Origin of the sequence: Microcoleus sp. bin38.metabat.b11b12b14.051, assembly GCF_013299165.1 — a bacterium.
Lineage (GTDB): Bacteria > Cyanobacteriota > Cyanobacteriia > Cyanobacteriales > Microcoleaceae > Microcoleus.
In genome coordinates this window covers 35185-60489 of record NZ_JAAFKD010000026.1, presented here as the reverse complement: position 1 = coordinate 60489, position 25305 = coordinate 35185, and the positions used below count along the sequence as shown (strand labels likewise).

Below are 25305 nucleotides of genomic sequence, written 5' to 3'. Positions count from 1 at the left end.
ATTACGTTGTACGTATAAAAAGCAACATATTGATACTGAGACTATCCTGCGATCGCGACTTGCCCGGTACAGTTGATTTTATAAACCCGATCGGCAACTGACTCCTGCACCAAGTCTATATTACGACTGCTGTGTCAATGCACATTTGATGAGTTTTGGCAATACATTTAAAATGTACACCTGCAAATTTTCTACGATGTGCGATCGACCTTAGCTCTTTGTTAACATACCATTAGATCGCTGCGTGAGAGTCAAAATTTTTACATAAAAAAGTTTTTATATTACATGAACAACACAAAACACAATTTAAATCAGCCATTAATTTCAGTAATTATACCAGCTTACAACGCTGAGGAATTTATTGCCAAAACCTTAGATTCCGTCTTATCTCAAACTTATCAGAACATAGAAATTTTAGTAGTAAATGACGGCTCTACAGACACAACCGCCGAAATCGTCGAATCTTTTGCTCAAAAAGATAGGCGAATCATCTTATTACAGCAATCAAATGCCGGAGTCGCCGCCGCCCGCAACCTAGCAATTCAAAAATCCCAAGGCGAATATATTGCACCCATCGATGCCGACGATATTTGGTATCCGCAAAACCTAGAAAAACAAGTAGAATGCTTAATAGAATCAGAACCATCTGTCGGAGTTGTCTATTCCTGGTCAGTTGATATCAACGAACAAGACTTGCTAACAGGTGGATTTTACAACTCCACCATCGCAGGAGAAGTTTACACAGCATTAGTTTATAAATATTTCATAGGAAATGCCAGCTCATCTCTGATCCGCCGCGCTTGCTTTGAAAAAATTGGCGGTTACAACTGCCAATTCAAACTAGAAAATGCTCAAGGCTGCGAAGACTGGGAATTGCACCTCCGTATCGCCGAACATTATGAATTTCAAGTAGTACCAGAATATTTAGTTGGTTATCGACAGATTGCCAGCAGTATGTCTTGCAACTATGCAGCGATGGCAAAATGCCATTCATTAATTATGGCAGATGTCCGGCAACAACATCCCGAAATTTCCAGCAAAATTTATCACTGGTCTAGCAGCAATTTCTACATTTATCTAGCAGTTAAAAGCAACCGCAGCCACAATCACCGGAGTACATTATTTTGGCTAGTTCGAGCTTTTAAGGAAGATTTATTTATGGCGCTCTTGCGTCACAATCTGTACTTGCTGTCAATAGAAAGCTTAATAAAAATCCTAGTTTCACCGCCAACTGAATCCGGCTTAGAATTAAAACAAAAATCAGAATCAATTGAAGGTACGACACTTGCGACAATAGAGACGCGGACGAAAGTACACAGAATGCTACCGTCGCAGGTGTATGAAAGAATGCGGTTCAAGAGTTTAACAAGATAGGATTTACGCTCCTATCTTGTATTTCATGTGCCGACTGCTATACCATCAGCTTTGAATGAAGTTAACCGATGTTATAGTGCTAGCACTTACGCCAGAAATCACACCTAACGACTCACCTGTCAAGGCATTTTTGATTAAAGCGCCCTGAGAATCTTGAGTTATTGCCAACTGGTTAAAACTCAAACCTCCCGATAATCCAATTAAATCTTGACCTTGGACAAAATCAGCAATTCTGTCAAATCCCTGACGGGAATCTAACACAAAAATGTCATTTCCCAAACCGCCAACTAAGCTGTTATTACCTAAACCTCCAAACAAAATATCGTCGCCTTCGCAACCTAAAAGCGTGTCATTACCTAGGTCTCCATAAATCGAATCATTCCCCTTACTGCCGTCAATCAAATCATTACCTTTACCACCATAAACTAGGTCATCTCCTGCACCGCCGCACAAAGTATCGTCCCCGAGTTGTCCGTAGAGACTATCATTGCCTTCACTGTCGAGAATGATATCGTTTCCTTTACCACCGAATAGGATATCGTTTCCTTTGCCACCGTCGATAAAATCATTACCTTCATTACCAAAGATCAAGTCATCATCTTCTTTGCCGTTAATGGAATCATTCCCCTGATTTCCCAAGATAATATCTTCACCAAAACCGCCAACAATGATGTCATTTCCTTTGCCACCAAATAGGAGATCATCTCCGTTGTCCCCGTCAATGAAGTCATTACCTTCATTGCCGTTGAAGATATCCTTAAAGTCGCTACCAAATAGGTTATTATTGCCTTCTTTGGTCTCGAAAATATTGGGCTTGTTGCTACCAAAATAAGCCTCGTTTTTGGGAGTACCAATTAGCAGAGTACCACCATTGATAATGTTATCAATTTGTTGATTTGGTTGGTTGAGATTGGGATACTCAATTTTGTCGCAAATGCAGTTTGTATCGGGAAGGTTAACAGGCGTTGGCGTGGGTACGGGTTCTGGTGTTGGCGTGGGTACGGGTTCTGGTGTCGGTGTGGGTACGGGTGCAGGAGTTGGCGTGGGTACGGGTTCTGGTGTTGGCGTGGGTACGGGTTCTGGTGTCGGTGTGGGTACGGGTTCTGGTGTCGGTGTGGGTACGGGTACAGGAGTTGGCGTAGGTACGGGTGCAGGAGTTGGCGTAGGTACGGGTGCAGGCGTCGGCGTGGATACGGGTGCAGGAGTTGGCGTAGGTACGGGTGCAGGAGTTGGCGTAGGTACGGGCGCAGGAGTTGGCGTAGGTACGGGCGCAGGAGTTGGAGTCGGTACAGGTGCAGGCGTCGGTGTTGGTACGGGTGTTACATCGTTATCGGTAATTGCGACAGAACCAGTTTTCGTAGTTCCCAAAACAATACCGCTAGAAGGATTGGAGATTGTGAAAGTACCTGTTTCAGTAGGTTCTACGAGTGCATCATCATTAACATTAACGGTAAAGGAACCTGTAGTTTGACCAGTAGGAATCGTAATGTTAGTAGGAATTGTCCCGGTGAAGTCAGCAGCAGTTGCAGTTCCTGACAGAGCAACATTAACGGTTTGAACTCCGACAACTGCGCCTGATGCAGTGGCGGTTACGGTGATAACTGGAGTTCCGGTTTCTGTAGTTGTGGTGGGAGAAACTGAGAGATTAACTGTGGGGAGATTTTTGGGTAAATCGTTATCGGTAATTGTCAGCGTAGCAGTATTATTCGTGGCAACTGGATCGAGAAAGTAGTTAAAATTGTTGGGATCTGGAGTGAAGTTGACTTTGATTGTTTCCCCTGGGTTGACAATATTATCATTGACAGGGACAACATTGAGAACAGCGGTGGTTTGACCGGCCGCAATGGTGAAAGTATTAGCAGTAACAGCCGTGATATTCGTACCCCTAGTTAGGGAGTAGTGACCAGGGTTGGCGGCGGTACTGCCGGTAGTGTCAAAGTTGACGACTAAACCACTAACGGGGGCCGGAGTGTCGAGGGTAATACTAAATGTGCCATTGGTGGGGCCTGTTTCGGTGGGGGTGGTGCCGGCGGCGATGCTGATTTTGGTGGGGGTGTTGAGCAGGATGCTGACGTTATTGCCGAAATTGTTTGCCAGAGCTAAGTCTGGTTTGCCGTCGCCGTTGAAGTCGCCAGTGCTGACAGATGTGGGGTCATTCGCTGTGAAGTCTACTATGGTGGCAAAAGTAGGAGTGGTGGCTCTGGTGGCGGTTGTGTTGAGCAGGATCGAAACAGTGCGCCAGGTGGGGTTCGCCACAGCTATATCTGGTTTGCCATCGCCGTTGAAGTCGCCGCTGCTGACGGATGCGGGGTTAAAGTAAATAGCTCTGAAGTCAACATTGGTCGCAAAAGAGGGGATGGTGGCTCCGGTGGTGGTGGTGTTCAGCAGGATGCTGGCATCGACGAGGTTCCCCGTTGCTAAGTCAGGTTTGCCGTCGCCGTTGAAGTCGTCGGTAATGATGGCTCTGGGAAAACTGGAATTTCCAGTGGTGAAGTTTACTTTCGTGGCAAAAGTCGGCGTGGTGGCTCCTGTGGTGGTTGTGTTGAGGAAGATGGTGGCGGTGTGGCTGAAGGCGTTCGCCACAGCTAAGTCGGGTTTGCCGTCGCCGTTGAAGTCGCCGATGCTGACTGAATTGGATTCACGTTGGTCAGTCGTGAAGTCTACTTTGGTGGCAAAAGTCGGCGTGGTGGCTCCGGTGGTGGTGGTATTGAGGTAGATGCCGGCACTGCCACCGTCCACCGTTGCTAAGTCGGGTTTGCCGTCGCCGTTGAAGTCACCGGTGCTGATGGATATCGGGCCAAACCCAGTAATGAAGTCTACTTTGGTGGCAAAAGTCGGAGTGGTTGCTCCTGTGGTGGTGGTGTTGAGGAAGATGCCGCTGTTGCGCTTCGATCCAAAAGCTATATCTGGTTTGCCATCGCTGTTGAAGTCGCCGATGCTGATGGCTCCGGGGTTACTGTTAGTCCCAGTGTTTAAGTCTACTTTGGGGGCAAAAGTAGGAGTGGTGGCGCCTCTGGTGGTGGTGTTCAGCAGGATCGAGATGGTGTTGCTGTTATAGTTTGCCACAGCTAAGTCTGGTTTCCCGTCGCCGTTGAAATCCCCGATACTGACCCATCTGGCTAGATCGCCAGTGGGGAAGTCAACTTTCGTAGCAAAGCCGAGGATGCCGCTGTAGGTGTTGAAACTGGTTTCTGTCAGCGCCAGTTTGGGTGGTGTGGGGGATGGGGGGATCAGTTGTTGGATTTCCCAGTTTCCACCCAGTGCTCTGTTGCCTGTGCTCTGGGGGTTGGCGGCGATTTTGGCCCCGGTGAGGTGGTGCAGTTGGGTGAGAAAGTTCGGCAGCGGATGGGTTGTTGGTGGGTGGTTTGGTTTTTGGTTGTCGGTTGTTGAATCGGTTGTGGCGGCTACGTTGCACCCGTACAGAAGAATTTCGGCGTTTTCTGTGAGGCTTTCGCGCCACTGTTGTATCTGCTGACTGTATTGCGGGAGTGTTTCAATATTTAATTGTGTGTTGCCGAGTTGAAGGTGGCCTGGAGCACCGTGTGAGATGATGTGGATGGCTGAGTATTCTTTGCCTTTGAGGGTTTCGGCGATCTGGTCTACGGCGTTGCGGTTGGGGTCGAGGATGGCGGTTTCGATGCCGGGGATGATGCCGTCGATCAGGGTTTGGCTGTCTGGGATGTCGGAGGATATGAAGGCGATCGCTCTGGTTGTGTATAGCATTAATATAATAATTGTTAATTTTGATTAAATTTTAAACCCAGAAAGATTATTCGGATACGATCGCGATCGCAATTTATCTGTAAAATACTTCTCTTTTGATGCACTTAATAACGAATCTGTTTTGAACACCATCCACGAATACGATAACTTTGACCTTTGCGACGGGCGATCGCCATTTTCATTACTTAGCTAACCCAAGAAAAAATCTGTTTAGATTGCACCACATAGCAAACCAGTAGGTTCTCCTGATGTTGTGGTTATAAGTCAATACGGTTCAGTTAAGATCGATCGCACAGTACACTGAAAAAAATCCGATGTTTCCCCCAATTTAACTATCCCAATTTAACTATGCAGCGCTCCTTCAATACCGCCGGCCCGTGCCGCGCTGATATCCACTATATGCTATCTGCTACCAGTCGCCTCCCCAACCTAGAGCGACTGATTGGCCAGCAAAACTATTTTGTGATCCATGCGCCGCGACAAATTGGTAAAACCACTGCCATGCTGGCTTTAGCCAAGCAACTTACTGATAGCGGACAATATACCGCTGTCATGCTGTCAGTCGAAGTTGGCGCACCCTTCAGTCAAGATATCGCAGGCGCAGAAGAAGCGATTCTGGGCGCTTGGGGCAGGGCAATTTCCATCCGACTTCCTCAAGAGTTACAACCTCCGGTTTGGTCTTCATTAGAAGCCAGACAGCGCATCGGCGGAGCACTCAATCTTTGGGCCGAGTCTTCCTCTCGTCCTTTGGTTATTTTGATTGACGAAATTGATGCTTTGCAAGACCTTGCTTTGATTTCCATTCTGCGTCAATTGCGAGATGGTTATCCCAATCGTCCTGATGCTTTTCCTCAATCAGTTGGTTTAATTGGTTTGCGAGATGTGAGAGATTATAAAGTAGCGGCTGGTGGGAGCGATCGACTCAATACTTCTAGTCCGTTTAATATTAAAGTGCGCTCTCTGACTATGAGAAATTTTAATATTGAGGAAGTGGCAGAACTTTACGCACAACACACCCAAGATACTGGACAAGTTTTTACGTCAGAAGCAGCAGATTTAGCCTTTGAACTAACTCAGGGACAACCTTGGTTGGTGAATGCTTTAGCTAAGGAAATAGTCGAAGAATTGGTCGTTGATGAATCTCTAGTCATTACAAAAGAACATATTTTAACAGCAAAGGAAATCATTATTAAACGCCAAGATACACATTTAGATAGTTTAGCTGAACGACTTAGAGAAAAACGAGTTCAAGCCATTATTGAACCAATGTTGGCGGGACGAGAATTGCCAGAGTCTTCCAATGACGATCGCCAGTATTTGGTAGATTTGGGATTGCTCAAACGCGATCCGGCGGGGGGATTAGTGATTGCGAATCCGATTTACCGAGAAGTTTTGCCGCGAGTTTTGGTGCAAGGGCCTCAAGATAGTTTACCGATTATCAGCCCGAGTTGGCTCAACGCTCGCGGAGAATTAAACACAGATGCTTTACTCCAAGCTTTTCTGGCGTTTTGGTTGCAGCATGGCGAACCGTTACTCAAGAGTGCATCCTATCCCGAAATAGCGCCTCATTTGGTGCTGATGGCGTTTTTGCATCGGGTAATTAACGGTGGAGGAACGTTAGAAAGAGAATATGCCATTGGGCGCGATCGCATGGATTTGTGTTTGGGCTATGGTGAGGTAACTTTGGGTATTGAATTGAAAGTCTGGCGCACTCGGAAAGTCGATCCTTTGACTAAAGGATTGTTACAATTAGATGAGTATTTAGCGAGATTGAAACAAGATTCGGGTTGGTTGGTGATTTTCGATCGGCGCGACAACGCACTGGAATTAGAAGAACGGTTGAAAACAGAAATTCATACAACACAAGCCGGACGAGCGGTTACAGTTATTCGAGCGTAAGTGAAAAAAAATCTCAAATGTATAAATTATCTAATACTAAACTAATAGATAGAAAATGTCACAACAAATTTCAGCAGATAGCCTTTACGATCGCGCTTTAGCTCTCCAAAAGCAAGACAACTGGGAAGCAGCCACAACCGAATATTTACAGATTATCACGCTGGAACCTAATTATGCTCCCGCTTACTTTCAATTGGGAAATGCTAAATTAGTCAAACAACAATGGCAAGAGGCGATCGCCTTTTACCGCCAAGCCTTAAACTGCGAACAGCGTTACTCTCAAGCGTGGTACAATTTAGGCGTAGCTCTGGAAAATGTCGCCGAAGTCGATCGCGCGATCGCAGCCTACGAACAAGCCGTCACCTACAATCCCAATTATGCGATCGCCTATAATAGCCTAGGAAGCCTACTTGCCAAACAGGAAAAGCCAGAAGCAGCCGAAATTGCCTATCAAAAAGCTTTAGCAATTCAACCAGATTCGATTCCAGCCTTGGGAAACTTAGCCAGAATTCAATTTGGCTGCGATCGATATACTGAGGCGGCGGCAAATTATCAAAAAGTCTTGCAACTAGACGCGAATAACATCAATGCAATGGCAGCTTTGGTGAAAGTCAACCAAGTAATTTGTCAATGGGAAGATTCAGCAGCCCTCAGCGAACAAATGTGGGAAATTGGCGCAAGTCTAATCGCCCAAGATATCTTGACAGACTTCTCTATTTTTGACTTTACCCTGTTTTCGCCATTTAAGGGCGATCGACATTTAGCGATCGCCCGCTACTTTGCCAAATTTGTCAGCAGCAAAGTCGATCGCAACTACTTTCCCCCTCATCTACCTCCGGCTACTCCTCCCCAACGGCTGCGCGTAGGTTACATTGCTGGAGATTTTCACAACCACGCCCTGACGCATTTAATGGGTGAATTGTTCGCTTTGCACGATCGATCTCGATTTGAAATATTCGCCTATTCTCTAGGCCCGGAAGATGGCAGCTACGAGCGACAAAAAATTAAAACAGACTGCGATCAATTTACCGATTTGCGAGGTCTAACTACGCCAGCAGCAGCAGAGAAAATATATAATGACAAAATTCATATTCTGATCGATATGGCAGGATATACAGTATATGCTAATCCTGAAATCTTAGCCCAGCGCCCCGCTCCAATTCAAATAAGTTATCTGACTTACGCGAATACAATGGGAGCCGACTTTATCGATTACTTTATCACAGATAATATAGTTACGCCGCCCCGAATTGCCGAGTTTTTTAGTGAAAAATTCATTTGCTTACCAGATAGCTATCAAATTAACAACTACCTGCGGATTTGTCCCGCCGAAAACGCACAAATTAAACTGAAAAACCCTAAAACTAAATATGGATTACCAGAAAGTGCTTTTGTGTTCGGATGCTTCAATCACAGCCGTAAAATTGAACCTGTGATGTTTGGCGTGTGGATGCGAATTTTAGAGCAAGTACCTAATAGTGTCTTGTGGTTGTTGGAGAGCAATCCAGAAGCAACACAAAATCTGAAAAATGAGGCTAAGTTGCGGGGAATTGATGGAGAAAGACTGATTTTTGCGCCGAGAGTCGGCAAAGAAGAAAATCTCATCCGCCACATTTGGATTGACTTATTCCTGGATACTTTATATTGCAATGCTCATACTACAGGTAGCGATGCTTTGTGGATGGGAATTCCGTTTATTACCTTTCCCGGTGAAACTTTTGCGGCGCGGGTAGGAGCGAGTTTATTGACAGCAGTGAACTTACCACAGTTAATAGTTAATAGTTTAGCAGAATACGAACAGTTAGCGGTGAACTTAGCAAATAATTCCGCTCAATTGCAAGAGTTGAAAAATTATTTACACTCTCACCGCCGCCAGTTGCCATTATTTGATACGCCGAAAACTGTGCGACATTTAGAGTTAGGATATGAGATGGCATGGGAGAAGTTTCAATCGGGAAAAGCACCCGCAGCGATCGATGTGCCAGCAACAGAAAATTTCGGAGATTTAATAGAGGCAAATGGTGGTAAAGTGGCAGTTAATTTAGTTTCTGAACCTACCAGCGAAATTCTGGGCGATCGCGATTTGCCCACTTGGCTAGCCCAACAAAAAATTACCATCGCTTGCAGTACCTATCAAACCAGCCGATTGATGTTCATCGGTGCTCACCCGGAAGCTAACAGAATATCGGGTTTTTGGCGGATATTCGATCGCGCGATGGGACTTTTCTGCACGCCATCGCGGATTTACCTAAGTTCCAAATATCAACTCTGGCAATTAGACAACGTGCTAGCGGCGGGACAATTGCATCAAAATTGCGATCGGCTTTACGTGCCCCGCATCGCCCACACTACAGGCGATATCGACATTCATGATGTAGCTGTAGATAGCAGCGGACAAGTAATTTTCATCAGCACGTTGCTCAATTGTATCGCCACGTTGAGCGATCGTCACAGTTGCAAACCGCTGTGGAAACCGCCGTTTATCTCGCAATACGTCAACGAGGATCGCTGTCACCTCAACGGTTTAGCGATGGTGGAGGGAAAACCTAAGTATGTGACAGCATCGAGTCAGTCGGATGTGGTGGATGGCTGGCGCGATCGGCGAAAAAATGGCGGCATCATCATAGATATCGAATCCAATGATATCATCACCACTGGATTGTCAATGCCGCACTCGCCCCGCTGGTATCAGGACAAATTGTGGGTACTGAATTCGGGGCGCGGAGAGTTGGGTTATGTGGATTTAGAGACTGGGGAATTTCAGGCGATCGCATTTTGTCCCGGATACGTGCGAGGACTCGCATTCTGGCAAAATTGGGCGATTGTGGGACTTTCCAAACCGCGAGGTGGCGATCGAACTTTTAGCGGCTTAGAATTAGATGAATTGTTAGTAGCAAAAGATGCTGAGCCGCGTTGTGGTATGATGGTAATTGATCTCAATACTGGCGCTGTAGTTCATTGGCTCCGATTTGAAGGAGTAGTCACGGAACTTTATGATGTGCAAATCATTCCCGAAGTTGAGAGACCGATGGCTTTAGGTTTTCAGACTGAAGAAATTGCTCAATTAATCACTTTGGAAACTTAATAATCCGCCAGGGATTTAAGTATAAAAGCGGTCTTTTGGATTAAATTAACACCAATACCGCGCACAATTCCCCTACAATAGATATCTTACAAAAGTCTTTTTTATCAAATTTTGGAACGGGCTCTTCGGCCCGTTCCTAGCTATTTTTGCAAGAGGTCTAATCTCTCTAAGCGTGAGAAGCCGTAGGAGTTTTAGCTTGTGGCTGTTTACCATCGGGCGAAATAGATTCGCCTTCAATAAACGATCGCAACATCCAAGCCATTTGCTCGTGCTGTTCCATCAAACCCGTCAAAAAGTCTGCGGTTCCGTCATCCTTGAACTCTTCAGAACACTGTTCGACGTGTAGGCGGAGATTGCGAATAACCAGTTCGTGATCGTCAACCAAACGCGACACCATCTCAGTCGCCAAAGGCAAATCGCCGATATGTTCCTTAATCGAAGCATACTTCAGAAAACCCTCAGCAGTACCGATTGGGTAGCCGCCTAAAGCCCTAACCCGTTCGGCCAAAGCATCAATATTCTCAGTCAATGCTTGGTAGTGTTCTTCCCACAACTGGTGGAGCGATCGAAACTGCGGGCCAACTACATCCCAGTGATACTTTTTGGTTTTGATTAACAGTAGATAAGCATTAGACAGGTCGTGATTCAAGAGTTCGATCACGCCTGCACGTTGCTCCTCAGATAGACCTATGTTTAACTTACGCATTGAAACTCTTCCTTCAACTCTAACTTTACATTTATTAAAACAAATTTCCCCAGTCACTTACATCAACCCAAAGGACGATCGCACTTTAGTAAAATATCTCCGTTTCAGGTTAAAGTAATCACAATTATAGATACCCTTAGATAGATGCGATGAAACTTTTTGTTCCGGGCCGCCTGTGTTTGTTTGGCGAACACAGCGATTGGGCCGCAGGTTATCGCCCGCTGAATCCCGCTATAGAAAAAGGCTGCACTCTGATAGCCAGTACAAATCAAGGAATTTATGCCGAAGTCAAAAAACATCCGACACACTTGATTTTGCGGGCTGCTTTAAATGACGGCACAAAAATAGAAGCTGCACTCCCGATGGCAAAAAATGCTCTGCTTGCTGAAGCACAAACAGGAAGTTTTTTCAGTTATGCAGCCGGTGTTGCCGCTCAATTTCTCTCGCAATGCAGCGTGGGAGGACTGGAAATTGACAATTATTTAACAGATTTGCCAATTCAGAAAGGCTTGTCTTCAAGTGCCGCAATTTGCGTGTTAGTAGCCAGGGCTTTCAATCGCTTATACGATTTAAAAATGAACGTCCGTGCCGAAATGGAAATGGCTTATCTAGGCGAGACTGCCACACCTTCCCGTTGCGACCGCATGGATCAGGGTTGTGCCTATGGAAATCGCCCGATTATGATGATTTTTGATGGCGCTCAAATGGATGTTGTTGAGCTAAAAGTTACCAAAGATTTGTTTTTTGTCATCGCAGATTTGGGCGCTAGTAAAAACACTCAAGAAATCCTGGCAAGCCTTAATCAGGCTTACCCCTTTGCTGCGAATGAAGTTCAAGTAAACGTGCAGAAATATCTCGGTGCGATTAATTATCAAATTACCCAAGATGCCGCCGCAGCTTTGCAGCAGGGAGATGCGGTTAAAATCGGCGAGTTGATGAAAGTTGCCCAGAGGGAATTTGACAGGTATTTAATCCCCGCTTGTCCCGGGCAATTAACTGCTCCCGTTTTGCACGAACTCCTGAACTATCAACCGATTCAGCCTTATATTTTGGGCGGGAAGAAAGTAGGTTCTCAGGGAGACGGCACGGCGCAATTTATCGTGAAAGATGCAGAAATTCAACAGCAAGTTATCAATATTATTGCACGGGATTTTCCTCAGATGGAATGTGTGAAACTTACTATTAGTTCTCAGACCCATTTGGAGCCTGAAACAGAATTTAATGCAGCAACCCCAGAAATATAAAGGCGGGACGCCTGTTCCACGCAGATAGAAGAAAGAAAAGATGCAGAAAAAGCTTCCCGACTGCAAGTCCGCAAAGCCGTGATTCCGGCCGCCGGTTTCGGCACTCGGATGTTTCCGGCAACTCTGGCGGTGAAGAAGGAATTTTTGCCAATTATCGATCGCGACGGCCGCGCTAAACCGATAATTTTGGCAATTGTGGAAGAAGCTTTGAGTGCGGGCATCGAAGAAGTTTGTATAGTTGTGCAAAAGGGATCTCGCACTTTTTTTGAAGATTTCTTTAAAACTGGGCCGTCTCCCGAACTTTTCCAAAAATTGTCTAAGCCAAATCAGGAGTACAGCCAATATTTACAAGAGTTGGGTCAGCGCGTTACAATTCTCACTCAGGATGTCCAGGAAGGGTTCGGCCACGCGGTATTCTGTGCTAAGGAATGGGTGAACAACGAGCCATTTCTCCTGCTTTTGGGCGACCACATTTATTTGTCGTCCATAGAAATCTCTTGCGCGCGCCAGCTATTGGATATTTACTCGCAAGTGCGGCAAAGTGCGATCGGTTTGAGATTAACACCATCTGATGTAATTCATCACTACGGCTGTGCGGCGGGAGTTTGGCAGGAACAAGATGCTATTTTGTCTGTGACGCAAGTTTACGAAAAGCCGGATATCGAGTATGCGCGGCAGCATTTAAGCGTAGAAGGCTTGCCAGAGGATTTATTTTTATCAATGTTTGGGATGTATGTCCTCGATCCTAAAATCTTTGATTATTTGGCAGAACATACAGCGGTTCCCGCTGTTATGAGGTACAGTAGCAACAATTAGCTTTCCCAATTTCTTAAATATAGGGATCGCGCATTAATTACGCTACCTCGCTGGTTTCTTTAACGGCAGATTGACTCGATTGAGCTACATAAATACCTAATAAAATCACGACAAACGCCACCAAGTCAAAGAAACCCAAGCGTTCAGAGAAAATTACCCAAGCGAAGATTGAGGCAAGGACTGGCTCGAAAAGAAGCGTGACGGCGACGAACCCTGACGACAGCCTGCTGAGGCTGTAAGCCAAAAGTCCTTGACCCAACACTTGGCACAAGATGGCTTGCAAAATTACGAAAAACCACCCCATCCAGGAATGGGGAAACAATCTTTCTTCGGCGAGTGCGAGGAAGGGAAACGCAAACATAGTCGTGAAGGCGCAGCGCCACAACAGTAAGGTTGCCGTGGTAAATCGGGATCGCAGTAGTTCTAGCAGTATCAGATACGCAGCAAAACAAATCCCGGATAGTAAGGCGAGGGCATTACCTTGTACTTGGTCAGTGGCGAACTGCACGTCATCCAATCCCATAGCGATCGCTCCCGCCAGTGCCATGACCATGCCAATGATGAATCTGCTATTATAGCGCCGACCTAAGAACAACCACCCCCCCAAGCCGACAAACAGTGGGTTCAAACCACAAAATAACGTAACGTTGGCAACGTTGGTTTGAGTCAGCGACAAAGACCACAGGAGGAAGTAGGTCGCTCCGAAAGTTCCCAATGCTACCAATAGCCCCAATTCTCGTCTCGTAAAAGACTTCTGTTCTACGGGTTGGTTATCAGATTTTTGGCGGCCCAAAGCCTCAAGTCCGCTCAACAACCCAAAGACTATGGTAGCGATCCAGCCGCGATGGAATGCTACGGCATTTGAACCTATTTCTCGTTCGCACAATTTGACGAGGATTGGTGCTAAAGATAGGGGGATTAGGCTGGCAAATAATGAAGCCGTTGCGATCCAAGCTGGTGTTCTCGACGACGGTTGCTGTGCTAATTCCAGTTTGGCTGTCATACTTTTTAGCAAATGTGTTGACATCTAGTTGTGCTGATTTTTTGAGCAAAGTCTTTTTCAGTTGCTTGCCGTTGAAACAAACAGTAATGGTGACTACCCGCTCTCTAGCCGATTTTGTGGGAGATCGAAAGCAGCTTGGCTAGATACGGCTAGGTATAGACCGATGAGAACTAGGACAAAACCTACCCCATTCGAGAAACTTAACTTTTCCCCAAATATTGCCCAAGCCAAAATGCTGCTAAATACTGGCTCTAACAAATGTACTAAGGAGACAACGACTGAGGACAACCGGGCAACGCTATATGTTAAAAGTCCCTGACCTAAAACTTGGCAGACGAGGGCGAGAAAAATGACGAACAGCCACCCATGCACTGAAGAAGGAAAAATCCGATCTCCAGCGAACACAAGCATGGGTAAGATGGATAGGCTAGCGATCACACAAACCCACAACTGAATTGCGATCGGGTCAAATTTGGTTCTCAGTTGTTCTAACAGCAGCAGGTATGCACCCAAAAAAACCGCAGAGAGGATGGCAGCTATGCCTCCTGTGACTTCACCAGTGGCGATTTGGATCTGCTCGATTTCAATGGCGATCGCTCCCCCAATGGCGACGACCATCCCAATCAGAAATTGGCGGTTAAAGCCTTGACCGAATAACAACCAAGCTCCTAAGCTGGTAAATATCGGGGCGAGATTATGTAGGATTGTCGAGATAGCGATGCTGGTTTGAGTCAGCGACCAAGCTACAAAGGCTAAGGTGGCAGCAAAAAAAGTCCCAGCACCCAGTAATAGCAAAAGCTCCTGACTGGTGTATGAATCCTGTTGAACGGGTTTGTCAAAAGAAAGTCTCTGACGTATCGCCTTGTATCCTTGCCACAGCCCGAAGACGACACTACCTAGCCAAAGGCGATTAAATGTTGTAGCATTGGGGGTCAGTTCAGCTTCACTCCATCTGGTGAAGATAGAGCCAAAAGATATGGCGACTACACCGACAAATAATGAAACGATCGCAATCGTCGTTTTATTGGATTCATTCATCAGGGGTCAAACAAATATAAAACAGAAAAACTTATGATTGACTGTGAAGCAACTGTGCTTCGTGGCGATTGAGAAGTCTTCTCTAGCAAATCTAGCGGCTAAATGCTTGTTTTTTTTTGAGATATTCCTCTTTTTGAAAGCCGATACCTTTCATTAATTAACACCTATCTAAGACTATGTCAAGCACCAATTTTTACATACTTTCTTTACGGAGCGGGTTTCCCAATGACAATACCAAGCAGTTCTGCGTTTCTGTCAGGCATTTTTCCGGCTCAAGGATGGGGTGCATTTTTGCTTAACTTCGGCATTATTGGTGTTGTCGTTATTGCTCTCTACCTACTGTTTGGTATTTTGCGGAGGGTGTTCCGTGTATTTCCTCCGACCTACCGTTAGTTGCACTCAACATCTCAGAAACGCCGCTGACACTCATTGCGGTCGCGATCGGTTTGAAGCTGGCATTGCTGACGCTATCTGTCACTCCTACAAGTTACATTACTTGGTTCCAACGAGGATTGACCGCTTTTCTTGTCCTTGTCGTCGCCTTTTGGGTGGTTCAATTGATCGCCGAGGTTGTGACCTATGCTTTTAGGCAGTATGCCGAAGGCTCCGAGGCAATGTGGGATGATGTTCTCGCTCCCATCCTACAAAATGTTCTCCCTTTAATTGTTTACTTGGTGGCTGGACTGCTGTTTCTCCAGGCGTTCGGTGTTGACATCCAAGGTTTGTTAGTTGCAATCGGAGGAATGAGTTTTATCTTGGGGTTTGCGCTAAAAGATATTCTGGCAAACTTCTTCAGTGGGTTAGTCTTGCTCATCGATACACCATTTCGCTTTGGGGATGTGATTGAGCTAGCCAACGGTAGAAGAGGCGTGATTAAACACATTGGGCTGCGATTAACCGAACTGTATCTCATTGACACCCACTCACACATTTACATCCCCAATGCCGTGTTTGAAGGGCAAAACATTATTAACCTCAGCCGTCCGACCAATCATTACTACTACACGATCTCCATCCCCATCAAAGCAGATGTTGACCCGTTTCTAGCCATCTCCCTGATGGAAAAAGTCGTGCTGGCGCACCCCGATACCATGGGCGAAATTAACAAGAAGTTAGAAGTAGTTGACCAGTTTTATGGTTACTCTTTACCTGGGGTAGAATGGCAACAGAAGCGAGAGGCGGGACGGCAACGCTTGTTAGCTGAGTATGAGGTGAATACTATACTAGCTGAGATTGAAATGGGTTTGGCGCACCTAGCCGCTCTCATCTCCCAATTAGAAAGGGGCGGATTAGATATAGAGGAGCGGCGAACAGTGCAATCACACTATCTAGAACTTTGTGAAAAGATTGGACTGGAATTAAAGCCCGATCGATATGACCGTCGCAGACGCTGGCTCAGTGAAGCTACGGGAACAGTATACGACAGTAGTTTGATTGGGCTGATGCGCCGTTGGTATCAGTACTGGTTGAAAGACCCTGACCTATTTCAAGAAGACCAGCAAATGTTGAAGCAAGAGTGGGAACAGAAGATTGATTTGTTGAAGATCAAAGTCAACAAGCTGTTTTGGGCAATCAGTAATCCCAAAGGGTTAGAAACGCGATTAGACGATCTGGTAGAACGCTTTCGCGAATGGTTGCGAGAAAACTTCAAGAGTTCACGCAATGAATGGCAAGACCCCAAAATCTGGATCAATGACCTGAATGGAGATTACACGCGAGACACGCTGGTGCGGTTCGTGCGGTTCGTTTCTATGAAACTAGCCTGTATGGGTTAGGGGATTAGAGCCTTTACGCCGCCTTGGGTGCAAGCCCTAAAAGATAGTAAAGGTAACTTCAGTTGAGTGTGAGTGCGTCAAACTCAAATTTGACAAGTCTTACCCGCTAGGAATGGCGTGATGCCAAAACTGCCCACATGGATAGAGAACAAACTCTAAAAATGAAGCTGGGGACAGAACGAGAATAACAAACCTGAGATGGGAGCAACTCGTATAGGTAAGTAGTCAAGGTTAAACATTAGTTGAACTCTCGGAAAAAGCGTCTGAGCGTGAAGGACCGAAATCAAGGTCGAACAACGACACAACATAACACTTAAAGTGTGAAAATACCCGCATTATTTTGAACTGGATAAATGCAATTCTGGGAAATCGTGGGCGAAATGAGAGAACCTAAAACTACAAAACAACTAAACAGAGGAACGAATAAAACTGCTCTTTCAACCTTCAATTTGAGAAAATTACTTCCTCAAATTGTGGACTCCTTAAATAAGGGTTAGCGGGTAGAGTTGGTAAGATGTACTCAAAAATTCAAGAAATCAGGACTCTTGGACAACTGGGTACGGTTTACATAGAAAATGTTCATTCAGGCGTAGAGAATGTTATGGCAACGGAGTTAAATCCAGTTGATAAATGGAAATCAATTCCTTGGCGCAAGCTGCGGAAAATTGTGTTTCGCCTACAAGTGAGAATATTCAAGGCTCAAAAGAACGGTAACGTGATCCTAGTGCGTAAGCTTCAGAAACTTTTATTAAGCTCTCTTTGCAGCGAAATTGCTTGCTATTCGGCAAGTGACACAGTTAAATACTGGACGGAAAACCGCAGGGGTGGACGGAAAGAAAGCCCTCGAACCCTCACAAAGACTGGCACTATTTGAAGTGTTAGTTAAGAACTGGAAGCAATGGAAACATCAGCCCCTAAAGCGAGTGTACATACCCAAAGTAGACGGAACTAAAAGAGGACTAGGAATCCCGACCATTAGCGACAGAGCATATCAATGTCTCATCAAATATGCCTTAGAACCCGCAGCAGAAGCTACGTTCAACGCTCATTCTTATGGGTTTAGACCTAGCAGAAGCTGCCATGATATCCAGAGACAATTATTCAATAATCTAAACTCTAGCAGTAATGGGTTAGAAAAAAGAATTTTGGAATTGGATATTGAAAAATGTTTCGACAAGATTGACCACAAATTCTTAATGCAATCAGTCCAACTACCAAAGGCAGCAAAACAAGGGGTATTTAGGGCAATAAAAGCTGGAGTCAGAGGAGAATTTCCTTCATCCGAATCCGGTACGCCCCAAGGTGGAGTTTTCAGCCCATTACTAGCAAATATAGTCCTTCACGGATTATAAAATGTTGGTCATGAGGTCAGATTAAAAATCAGAAATGGTGGCAGATACATAGACACTATTACTGGATTTCGTTAGGCGGATGACGTTGTGTTTATTCTGAAACCAGAAGACGACCCTGAACCCCTCCGAGGACACATTGATAAATTCTTGGAAACAAGAGGATTAAAAGTTAAAGAAGCCAAAACAAAAGTCGTACATAGTACAGATGGTTTCGACTTCCTTGGATGGAACTTCTCAGTTAAACCCAATGGTAAATTCATTTCAACACCCAGTCAAAAAGCTACAATTAGCATTAAGGCAAAAGTTAAAGAAGTGATAAAAGATAGTCGTTTCACTCTCGAACATCGAATCAACAAGTGTGGTTCGGTGGTAAGAGGGTGGAGAAATTACCATAGATTCTGCGATCTGAGTCAACACAACCTGTGGTCACTGCGCTATTGGTTATGGAAATTCATTCGGAAACAAGGAAGATACAACCGTTATCAAACCAATAAGGTTATAAAAAGAGCAATTCCTGCGGTTAGTTGGTCAGCCTGCAAGTTTGTTATTGTCAAGGGAGATAAATCACCCTATGATGGCGATTTTGTTTACTGGTCAAAACGAGAGAATGCTCACTACGATGGGATAACGGCACGACTTCTCAAGAAACAGAATCACAGATGTACAGAATGTAATCTATCGTTCAGTTCAGGTGATATTGCAGAATTACACCATATCGACGGCAACCATGACAATTGGAAACCTATAAATTTGGAAGTTCTACATCGTGAATGTCACCAGCATCAGACCGTTCATGGTCAGGTGAGAGTCCGAACAGCGGGTTAAACCCGACTTATTAGGTGTCAGACTAGGAGCCGGATGCAGTGAAAGCTGCACGTCCGCGTTCTGAAGGAGAGGTGTCCTGTGGTAACACAGGCATCGACTCTAATTAACTCAGAGGTGCGGGAGATAATACTCCCCATCGACTCAAACTAAGGTCACTGAATCAGTGCTGTTGGCTCAACAAGCTTAGATATCAAGATCGAGGCAAACATTACCCCGCAAGGGAGAATTTCATGCAAAACTACACCTTCGTACTTGATACAAACAAACGACCACTTGACCCGGTTCATCCTGCCACAGCTAGAAAGTTACTTTCATGTGGTGAAGCAGCGGTCTTCCGCAGATATCCGTTCACGATAATTCTTAAAAATGTCGTTGACACCGATACTGGGCCAGTTCAAGTCAAGTTAGATCCTGGTAGCAAGACTACGGGAATTGCGCTACTCAAAGACAACAAACTCATCTTTGTAGCGGAATTAATGCACCGAGGTCAAACCATTAAAGCTGGTCTAGATTCTCGCCGTGCTATTCGTCGAGGTCGCCCTGGCTAAACATACCCGTTACCGTCAAGCGCGTTTCCTAAATCGCACTCGCCCTCATAAGCTAATCGTCATTTAAATTTCCAAGCTGATTCCCTTGTAGCAAGGAGTTCGGAGGGGTAATAATGCAATTTAAATGTCGAACAGCTTAGTTGGCTAGCTCCTAGCTTGAAACACAGAGTAGATACAATACTTACTTGGGTCAACAAATTCATCAGATTTGCGCCCATAAGTAGTATCGCGATGGAACTGGTTCGATTCGACCTTCAAAAACTAGAGAATCCCGAAATCTCTGGTGTTGAATATCAGCAAGGCGAATTACTTGGGTACGAGATCAGAGAATATCTGCTCAACAAATGGGACAGAAAGTGTACTTATTGCAAGACTGAAAATATTCCCTTGCAGGTAGAACACATTCATCCCAAGGCAAGAGGAGGTAGCAATCGCATTTCTAACCTGTGCCTAGCTTGCGAAAAATGTAATCTCAAGAAAGGCACTCAAAATATTAAGGATTTCCTCTCGAAGAAGCCAGATTTAGTTAAGCAAATCATGGCACAAGTCAAACGACCGCTCAAGGATGCCACCGCCGTCAATTCAACCCGCTGGGCATTGTTCAACCAACTCAAGCTAACGGGATTACCTGTTACGACAGGCTCCGGCGGGCAGACAAAATACAATCGCACTCGATTAGAGTTGCCCAAAACTCATTATTTTGACGCTGCTTGTGTTGGCAAGGTTGATAAATTAGTTGTGTTAACCGCTCAGCCATTGTCAATCAAATCAAACGGTCATGGCACTCGCCAAATGTGCCGCACTGATAAATTTGGTTTTCCATCTCGTTACGTACCTCGCGACAAATTTGTTAAAGGTTTTCAAACGGGCGATCTTGTAAAAGCAGTGGTAACCAGTGGAAATAAAATTGGTGAATATGTTGGTAGAGTAGCTGTTCGCAGCAGCGGTTCTTTCAATATATCAGCGAAAGAATTGGTACAGGGTATTAACCATCAATACTGTCAGATTCTCCATAGAAAAGATGGGTATTCGTACCAGTTATAGTTTAAGTAAAGCCGTCTTGAAAGACGGGGTTTCTACCCATAATTTTGATGAAAAAGAGTACATTAATCATCGATCGAAGAAGTCGCTCTACCATTGTTCAAGTGTTACAAAATTCACCCAAATACAGCGGTTCCCGCTCTTATGAGGTACAGTAGCAGCAATTAACTTTCCCAATTTCTTAAATGTTGAGGATTAATTAAGCGTACCGCATTACAGCGGGAACCGCTGTATTAATAGCAATTTTCGAGAAAGAGGCGAATTTCAGTTAACGTCGTGTTTGGATAAGTTGCGGGAGTTCGAGGGAATGGCTGGTTATGTGGTGCAAGGGCGGTGTTTTGACACGAGATTGCCGGAAGTTTACCGGCAGACGCTGATAGATTTTCCTTTTTATAGCAGAAGCCAGGAGTCAGGAGTCAGGAGTCGGATGCTTAACTATTAACGGTTTCAGCAATTGCCCAATTCCCGATGCCCAATTCCCGATGCCCAATTCCCATGCCTCATCAGCTACATCCCTAGTTTGCCGTTGTCGCCATCCGAAATTGTAACGAGATATTACAATATGACGCTAAAGCTGCATAGAGGCTTGACAGCAAAGAATTAACTAGCTAATCTAATATACATACCCGGGTAAGTCAATTCACTGATATGCAAGAAAAGCAAAAAGTTACACTGTATCTTCCACCTGAACTGCATCGCCAGCTCAAAATCAAAGCCGCAGTTGAAACAGAACCGATGTCATCAATTGCAGAAAGGGCAATTGTCTTCTACCTAGGAAACCCCGAACTGGTTGACGAAGTAGAAGCCTCCTACGGACAAACCCACCGGGTGTACACTTGTCCAGAATGCACGGGTTCTGTAGTAATGCGAGATGGAGAACTGGCATCGGTAACAAGTCAGCCGAGTGTATTGGCTGAGCAGGAGCTTCCAGTCAAGCAAGTGTCCGGCGTCAGTGCCAGCACAGCCCAACCGGGAGAGGAAGAATTGGTTCCCTGCTAAGAATGCCTTGCTTGCTCAAAAAGCCATAACTGGAAATCTCATTCAGTAATGCGCTAATGGCAGCATTGAGATTCAGCAAAGATAGCACCGTCTCTAGTGGGTCGAGGAATATGCAAGAAGAGATCAGTATACTAATCCAAGCTCAATATCCTCTGATCTACCTCGTGACATCCGAGGAAGAGCGGTGTGAGCAAGCAATTTCCGCAATAGCTCAAGCTAAGCCGCAGCGCCGAGTCTTTGTCTGGACTGTAACCCAGGGCATGATAGAGTACGGTCAACCTCGTGCAAACACTCAGCAAAGCACCCTCTCGCCGCAGGCAGCTATTGAATGGGCGATTAGGCAGCGCGAACCGAACAACAACGCTACTATCTATGTATTCAAAGACCTGCATCCTTTTAAAGATGATGCAACCGTAACAAGGTTGTTGCGTGATGCGATCGCCAACTTCAAAGGAACACAAAAGACAATTATCCTGATGTCTCCTTTGCAGCAAATCCCGATCGAGCTAGAAAAGGAAGTCGTGGTATTAGACTTCGCGCTCCCAGACATGAAGGAACTAAACCAAGTATTGTCTAGCCAGTTGGAGCAAACGAAATCGCGACGCATTACCACAGAAGCGCGAGAAAAACTTTTAAAAGCAGCCTTGGGATTGACTAAGGATGAAGCTGAAAAAGTTTATCGCAAAGCCCAAGTTTCCACGGGGCGCTTAACCGAAGAAGAAGTAGACATAGTTCTGTCGGAGAAAAAGCAATTAATTCGGCGCAACGGCATTCTAGAGTTTGTAGAAGAAGACGAAACCCTGGATGCAGTCGGGGGTTTAGAAGAACTAAAACGGTGGCTCAAGCAGCGTTCCAACGCCTTTACAGAAAGGGCGAGAGAATACGGCTTGCCCCAACCAAAAGGGATGTTAATTCTCGGCGTACCCGGATGCGGAAAATCGCTGATTGCCAAGACTACCTCGCGCCTGTGGGGACTGCCCCTGCTAAGGCTAGATATGGGTAGAGTCTACGACGGCTCAATGGTAGGTCGCAGCGAAGCCAACCTCCGCAACGCCCTCAAAACCGCAGAATCCATCTCCCCAGCCATCCTCTTCATCGACGAACTAGACAAAGCCTTTGCAGGAGGCACTGGTTCGGCCGACTCAGACGGAGGAACCTCCAGCCGAATTTTCGGTTCATTCCTCACTTGGATGCAAGAAAAAACTTCCCCAGTCTTCGTAATGGCAACAGCAAACCGAATCGAGCGGTTGCCGGGGGAATTCTTGAGGAAAGGTCGATTCGACGAGCTCTTCTTTGTTGACCTGCCAACGAAAGAAGAACGCCAAGATATATTCAAAATTCACCTGTCAAAACGGCGTCGGGAAATTTCTCGCTTCGATTTAGAGCAACTTTCCAATGTTTCCGACGGCTTTTCAGGAGCAGAAATTGAGCAAGGGCTAGTAGCAGCCATGTACGAGGCCTTCGCTCAAGATAGAGAGTTTACGCAGTTAGATATCATCGCGGCCATTAAATCTACATTGCCACTGTCTAAAACCATGACCGAACAGGTCAGCGCCCTCCGAGATTGGGCGAGACAGCGCGCACGGCCCGCTGCGTCTTCCGTCGCTGAATACCAGCGAATGGAATTCTAAAAGCTTTCTCCTGGTCCAAACAGGAGCAAAGGCTAGCAACAGCTAGCAGTTCGATTGAAGAGCCGCCCAGCGGCACCGTTAAATCCAGACCGTTGTTGTTTCTCTCTCAGTTTTATTAGGAGGAAATCCAATGTCTCACTTTAGCACTCTGCGTACCAAAATCACCGATGCCGAAATCTTGAAAGCTTCCCTACGTGACTTGGGCATTTCAGTCAAGTCAGAAGCAGATGTTCGCGGCTATAATGGTCAGCGCGTTCGCTCCGACATCGTGGCGACTCTGGAAGGCGAATACGACCTGGGTTGGTCTCGCAATAGCGACGGTTCCTTTGATCTGATTGCAGACCTCTGGGGCGTCGCCAAAAAGCACAATCAAACTGAGTTAATTAACTCCATCAACCAGAAGTACGCAGTTAACAAGACCTTGGCAGCAGTCAAGCAGCGCGGTTTGCAAAACGCCAACGTCAAGCTGGTAGTGCAAAATTAATCGCTTTGCGTGTTTCTAAGCTCGCGGGTTAACCAAATACGGGTTAACCCGTTTTTAGCTAAGATGTAGAGTGGGGTTCTTTTGCCGCCACACACTTTTTTAGCAACCCCAAGCAGCAGCTCCCTAGTAGAGAGCTGCTGCTTTAGTGCTTGGCTTAGCTAATGCTTCTGGCAAGTGTCGATCGTTTGTTGATAAATTTCAATCATGCGATCGACTTTGCGTTCCCAGTCAAAACGCTGCCGGACACGTTCCCGTCCAGCCATACCCATATTCTGCCGTAATTCTGGCGACTGAGCTAGCTTCAGCATCGCATCAGTTAGCCCCTTGACGAAGCCTTCTGGATAAGTGGGTTCTACTAAAATACCGCAAGTGGAATCCAGATAATCCGCTGGGCCACCCCAGTTCGTTGCTATAATCGGCAAGCCCACTGCCATTGCCTCCATCACCACAGCCCCGCCCGGTTCTCGCAAACTAGGGAACACCATTGTATCAGCTTGTTGCATTTTGAGAGAGCACTGCTCCTGAGAAAGCCAGCCGCTAAATACAACCCTGCTCTCGATCCCCAAACGAGCGGTTTGAGCTTGGAGTTCCCCTCGCATATCCCCGTCGCCGATGATTTCCAATACTGCATCAGTTTGAGTGGCGACGATGGCGAAAGCTTCCAGCAGCAAGTCTACACCTTTCCAGTCTGCCAGACGCCCCAAGAAAACAAAGTGAATTTGTTGATTTTGCTCGTTTGATGCGGTAGAGTCCGATCGCCACACTGAGAAATCCACGCCGTTTTCGACAAGTTCAATGATTTTACCTTGCACTCCAGTTGGAAGTGCTTGCTTCGTGCGCTCGTTTGCTACCAACAGCGTCTCGGCTTTGATTTTACCTGGCACAAGACGATTGAAGACATCGACGAACTGGTAACCGATCGCAATTAAAATATCAATGGTCGGATTTTGGCGCGATCGAAATGCCAGAGGAAATTTAACCGACGTGTTCATCGGCCCCATAACTACGGGCTCACCCAATCCGAACATTAACGAAGGAATTGTTGCCGAGACTGGTGTGGGTTCGTGTACAACATCAATTTGGTGTTCGCTCACCAACCGCCGGACAATCCGGCGCTGAAGCATCTGGGTGTACAGGTGACTGAGCAGCCCAAAAGTAAATTCATTCACTCTGGCTGGAATCAATTCCCCGCAAGTGCTAAGGAGCCGATGCAGCCAAGTGTCGGATACAAAGTGCATTCGATCGCGATCTTCTGGAAAGAGCGCTTCGAGTTCGGCCTGGGTGCGCGCGTGCACTACTAACCAAGTCTCTATTTTACGCGATCGAAGTATCCGGAAGTAGTTCACCGGCAGCAATGACTCACCACCGAATTGAGTTGAGGCATTTTGAGCAACAATTACTATTCGCATAACTTATTTTTATCCCAAGTGAATTAATAGACTATTTAGATTTACAATTTGATTTTTCGCAAGTCATTGATTGAATCCTGCATCAACTAAACTGCCTAAGAAACTAGCTGAATGCCGTTATTTGAAATTTTCAGTGTCGCGTGGCTTTCTCTGGCAAGTATTGTTTAGTATCCAGACTTTCGTTAACAGTTGACAGTTGACAGAAGAGCCCGCCCGCGAAGTCGAGGGGTTGACTTCGGAGTGCGAAGTTTTTAGGCAGGGGATTTAAGCCCCTGCCTAAAAACAATCCACCTAAAGGTGGGGGCTTAAATCCCCTGTGATGACGGTTATACAACTAATGCTTTCGTGTTCTT

18 protein-coding genes and 1 pseudogene are annotated in these 25305 nt (G+C 45.8%); 13 read left to right on the top strand and 6 right to left on the bottom strand.

The features are described from left to right. The first annotated feature begins 285 nt into the window (after positions 1 to 285). Positions 286 to 1374 carry a glycosyltransferase family 2 protein gene (locus tag QZW47_RS23070; RefSeq protein ID WP_293132070.1) on the top strand — a complete coding sequence of 363 codons (1089 nt, stop codon included), beginning with the start codon at positions 286 to 288 and terminating at the stop codon, positions 1372 to 1374. Between the two features lie 45 nt (positions 1375 to 1419). Here the strand turns inward: QZW47_RS23070 and QZW47_RS23065 are convergent, their stop codons facing one another. Continuing rightward, positions 1420 to 5097, bottom strand: coding sequence for an FG-GAP-like repeat-containing protein (locus tag QZW47_RS23065; RefSeq protein ID WP_293132067.1), 3678 nt, complete (start codon positions 5095 to 5097; stop codon positions 1420 to 1422). A 348-nt stretch (positions 5098 to 5445) separates the two neighbouring features. Between QZW47_RS23065 and QZW47_RS23060 the strand changes: the two genes are divergently transcribed. Both QZW47_RS23060 and QZW47_RS23055 read left to right on the top strand, forming a co-directional pair. Further along, positions 5446 to 6996: an ATP-binding protein gene (locus QZW47_RS23060; RefSeq protein ID WP_293132064.1), complete on the top strand. Its 1551-nt coding sequence runs from the start codon at positions 5446 to 5448 to the stop codon at positions 6994 to 6996. 55 nt (positions 6997 to 7051) lie between these two features. Continuing rightward, positions 7052 to 10081, top strand: coding sequence for a TIGR03032 family protein (locus tag QZW47_RS23055; RefSeq protein WP_293132061.1), 3030 nt, complete (start codon positions 7052 to 7054; stop codon positions 10079 to 10081). A gap of 166 nt (positions 10082 to 10247) precedes the next feature. Here QZW47_RS23055 and QZW47_RS23050 read toward each other — a convergent pair whose 3' ends face one another. Further along, positions 10248 to 10787, bottom strand: a complete 540-nt coding sequence (locus QZW47_RS23050) for a Dps family protein (RefSeq protein ID WP_293132058.1) — start codon at positions 10785 to 10787, stop codon at positions 10248 to 10250. 149 nt (positions 10788 to 10936) lie between these two features. Between QZW47_RS23050 and QZW47_RS23045 the strand changes: the two genes are divergently transcribed. Together QZW47_RS23045 and QZW47_RS23040 are read left to right on the top strand one after the other, a co-directional pair. Further along, positions 10937 to 12031, top strand: a complete 1095-nt coding sequence (locus QZW47_RS23045; RefSeq protein WP_293132055.1) for a GHMP kinase — start codon at positions 10937 to 10939, stop codon at positions 12029 to 12031. Between the two features lie 78 nt (positions 12032 to 12109). Further along, positions 12110 to 12847 (top strand): sugar phosphate nucleotidyltransferase, encoded by a 738-nt coding sequence (locus tag QZW47_RS23040; RefSeq protein ID WP_293132052.1) that lies wholly within the window; start codon positions 12110 to 12112, stop codon positions 12845 to 12847. A 37-nt stretch (positions 12848 to 12884) separates the two neighbouring features. Here QZW47_RS23040 and QZW47_RS23035 read toward each other — a convergent pair whose 3' ends face one another. The 3 genes from QZW47_RS23035 to QZW47_RS23025 all read right to left on the bottom strand — a co-directional run bounded on the left by QZW47_RS23035 (position 12885) and on the right by QZW47_RS23025 (position 15366). Continuing rightward, complete coding sequence (locus tag QZW47_RS23035) at positions 12885 to 13850, bottom strand: DMT family transporter (RefSeq protein ID WP_293132049.1); 966 nt, start codon at positions 13848 to 13850, stop codon at positions 12885 to 12887. A gap of 93 nt (positions 13851 to 13943) precedes the next feature. Next, the gene (locus QZW47_RS23030; protein WP_293132046.1) at positions 13944 to 14888 is read right to left on the bottom strand and encodes a DMT family transporter; all 945 of its coding nucleotides are present in this window, start codon (positions 14886 to 14888) and stop codon (positions 13944 to 13946) included. Positions 14889 to 15210: 322 nt separating this feature from the next. Then, a complete protein-coding gene (locus QZW47_RS23025) occupies positions 15211 to 15366 on the bottom strand; it encodes a hypothetical protein (RefSeq protein ID WP_293132043.1) in 156 nt (51 codons plus the stop codon). A gap of 94 nt (positions 15367 to 15460) precedes the next feature. Here QZW47_RS23025 and QZW47_RS23020 point away from each other — a divergent pair, with 94 nt between their 5' ends. The 8 genes and pseudogenes from QZW47_RS23020 (at position 15461) to QZW47_RS22980 (ending at position 23543) form a co-directional block, all read left to right on the top strand. Further along, on the top strand, positions 15461 to 16663 hold the full coding sequence (locus tag QZW47_RS23020) for a mechanosensitive ion channel family protein (protein ID WP_293132040.1): 1203 nt from the start codon (positions 15461 to 15463) through the stop codon (positions 16661 to 16663). A gap of 514 nt (positions 16664 to 17177) precedes the next feature. Beyond that, the gene (locus QZW47_RS30220; protein ID WP_366930924.1) at positions 17178 to 17537 is read left to right on the top strand and encodes a reverse transcriptase N-terminal domain-containing protein; all 360 of its coding nucleotides are present in this window, start codon (positions 17178 to 17180) and stop codon (positions 17535 to 17537) included. Further along, positions 17452 to 18015 (top strand): reverse transcriptase domain-containing protein, encoded by a 564-nt coding sequence (locus QZW47_RS23010; RefSeq protein WP_366930923.1) that lies wholly within the window; start codon positions 17452 to 17454, stop codon positions 18013 to 18015. Before QZW47_RS30220 ends, QZW47_RS23010 begins: the two co-directional genes overlap by 86 nt. A gap of 87 nt (positions 18016 to 18102) precedes the next feature. Continuing rightward, positions 18103 to 18840: a group II intron maturase-specific domain-containing protein gene (locus QZW47_RS23005; protein ID WP_293132037.1), complete on the top strand. Its 738-nt coding sequence runs from the start codon at positions 18103 to 18105 to the stop codon at positions 18838 to 18840. Between the two features lie 230 nt (positions 18841 to 19070). Continuing rightward, a pseudogene (gene iscB, locus QZW47_RS23000) lies at positions 19071 to 20432 on the top strand (RNA-guided endonuclease IscB). A gap of 645 nt (positions 20433 to 21077) precedes the next feature. Then, positions 21078 to 21428: a hypothetical protein gene (locus QZW47_RS22990; RefSeq protein ID WP_193974745.1), complete on the top strand. Its 351-nt coding sequence runs from the start codon at positions 21078 to 21080 to the stop codon at positions 21426 to 21428. Between the two features lie 110 nt (positions 21429 to 21538). Then, positions 21539 to 23059 (top strand): AAA family ATPase, encoded by a 1521-nt coding sequence (locus QZW47_RS22985; protein WP_293132029.1) that lies wholly within the window; start codon positions 21539 to 21541, stop codon positions 23057 to 23059. Between the two features lie 130 nt (positions 23060 to 23189). Further along, positions 23190 to 23543 (top strand): DUF1257 domain-containing protein, encoded by a 354-nt coding sequence (locus tag QZW47_RS22980; protein WP_096832348.1) that lies wholly within the window; start codon positions 23190 to 23192, stop codon positions 23541 to 23543. Between the two features lie 158 nt (positions 23544 to 23701). On the opposite strand, the gene QZW47_RS22975 is transcribed toward QZW47_RS22980, so the two are convergent. Then, positions 23702 to 24952, bottom strand: coding sequence for a glycosyltransferase family 4 protein (locus tag QZW47_RS22975; RefSeq protein WP_293132017.1), 1251 nt, complete (start codon positions 24950 to 24952; stop codon positions 23702 to 23704). Between the last annotated feature and the right edge of the window lie 353 nt (positions 24953 to 25305).

What these genes read in the sequence shown, in the direction of transcription:
- QZW47_RS22990 (WP_193974745.1), top strand. Translation starts at nt 21,078, where the DNA reads ATGCAAGAAAAGCAAAAAGTTACACTGTATCTTCCACCTGAACTGCAT.
- QZW47_RS23030 (WP_293132046.1), bottom strand. Translation starts at nt 14,888, where the DNA reads ATGAATGAATCCAATAAAACGACGATTGCGATCGTTTCATTATTTGTC.
- QZW47_RS23070 (WP_293132070.1), top strand. Translation starts at nt 286, where the DNA reads ATGAACAACACAAAACACAATTTAAATCAGCCATTAATTTCAGTAATT.
- QZW47_RS22985 (WP_293132029.1), top strand. Translation starts at nt 21,539, where the DNA reads ATGCAAGAAGAGATCAGTATACTAATCCAAGCTCAATATCCTCTGATC.
- QZW47_RS23060 (WP_293132064.1), top strand. Translation starts at nt 5,446, where the DNA reads ATGCAGCGCTCCTTCAATACCGCCGGCCCGTGCCGCGCTGATATCCAC.
- QZW47_RS30220 (WP_366930924.1), top strand. Translation starts at nt 17,178, where the DNA reads ATGTACTCAAAAATTCAAGAAATCAGGACTCTTGGACAACTGGGTACG.
- QZW47_RS23045 (WP_293132055.1), top strand. Translation starts at nt 10,937, where the DNA reads ATGAAACTTTTTGTTCCGGGCCGCCTGTGTTTGTTTGGCGAACACAGC.
- QZW47_RS22980 (WP_096832348.1), top strand. Translation starts at nt 23,190, where the DNA reads ATGTCTCACTTTAGCACTCTGCGTACCAAAATCACCGATGCCGAAATC.
- QZW47_RS23065 (WP_293132067.1), bottom strand. Translation starts at nt 5,097, where the DNA reads ATGCTATACACAACCAGAGCGATCGCCTTCATATCCTCCGACATCCCA.
- QZW47_RS23055 (WP_293132061.1), top strand. Translation starts at nt 7,052, where the DNA reads ATGTCACAACAAATTTCAGCAGATAGCCTTTACGATCGCGCTTTAGCT.
- QZW47_RS22975 (WP_293132017.1), bottom strand. Translation starts at nt 24,952, where the DNA reads ATGCGAATAGTAATTGTTGCTCAAAATGCCTCAACTCAATTCGGTGGT.
- QZW47_RS23050 (WP_293132058.1), bottom strand. Translation starts at nt 10,787, where the DNA reads ATGCGTAAGTTAAACATAGGTCTATCTGAGGAGCAACGTGCAGGCGTG.
- QZW47_RS23035 (WP_293132049.1), bottom strand. Translation starts at nt 13,850, where the DNA reads ATGACAGCCAAACTGGAATTAGCACAGCAACCGTCGTCGAGAACACCA.